Annotated in this window: 2 protein-coding genes; both read left to right on the forward strand. The window is 36.2% G+C overall.

Annotation, left to right across the window (positions count from 1 at the left end; genetic code table 11):
• Window positions 1-168: 168 nt before the first annotated feature.
• Complete coding sequence (locus H5232_RS23400; protein ID WP_182831678.1) at window positions 169-636, forward strand: YrhA family protein; 468 nt, start codon at window positions 169-171, stop codon at window positions 634-636.
• A gap of 24 nt (window positions 637-660) precedes the next feature.
• Complete coding sequence (locus tag H5232_RS23405) at window positions 661-1,005, forward strand: immunity protein YezG family protein (protein WP_182831680.1); 345 nt, start codon at window positions 661-663, stop codon at window positions 1,003-1,005.
• Window positions 1,006-1,031 lie beyond the last annotated feature (26 nt).

Here is a 1,031-nt window from a genome sequence, read left to right on the forward strand (position 1 = left end):
AGATGATGGTGGAACAAATGACTTTAGCAACTTAGTACTCATCAGAAATAGCCCAGAGCACTCAGCTTTCACGACTTTTCAAAAAAGAGCTACTAATGGGCTAGAAATTGGTGATGTAAAATCAATAGAGTGGCCATTTCCAAAAGGGAATGTATATCCGAGGTAACTATGAAAAATGTAAATGAATTAATTAACTACCTGATAGAGAAGAACTCAGAGGAACAAACTCATTTTGGCGAAGGTTTTTTTCTTACACCAATAAGTTTGGATGAGTTAAAAGTTTTTAATGCGCATTTCACCCAAGCTTTCAACTTCCAACCTCCAAATGAACTTTTAGATCTATTAAAGATATCAAATGGCTTTTCTGTAAATGGATTAAATCTCTATAGTGCTAAAGAACAAAATGAACCATATTACTTAGCTGGGATTATTGAAGCCAATCAAGAATTTCATACGGAAGAATCTTTACGTAATTTCGTCGCTTTTTGTGATGAAAGCAGCTCCAGGGTGGTTTATAACTTAAAGGTGAATCAATTTCAGATTGTAGACTCTTTCACGTGGGAAGAGCTAGAAAGTTTCCCAGCTTTAACTTTGGCGATAAGTTCTTTACTTAGAACAGCAAATATTTTTGAATAAATCCAATACAGCTAAGGACAGCACATGCAACCAGAAATAAAAAACATCCCACAACAACTTGGTCAGTATCTTTATCAACAAATCAATGAGTCATGGCTTGAAGCTCAACTGATTTTAAATTGCGAAGATGAAAACGTACTTGAATGCACAGCTCACTATCAAACAGCGGATGATGCAAGCGAACAGCAGATTATCGTGACAGACGAGATAGTCGATTTATTCAACAACCTATTTGAAAGTGCCACTAAACACCAACCTGAAAACTGGACACGCGCCATTTTTACTATTACACGGCAAGGCCAGTTCAACCTGAACTTTGAGCGTGATAATAATGATGATGACGTTATCACTGCACAGCAAACTTATTAAACAATATTGATTTACCCGCTCTTTAA

This window comes from Pseudoalteromonas sp. SG41-5 (assembly GCF_014164495.1).
GTDB lineage: Bacteria > Pseudomonadota > Gammaproteobacteria > Enterobacterales > Alteromonadaceae > Pseudoalteromonas > Pseudoalteromonas rhizosphaerae.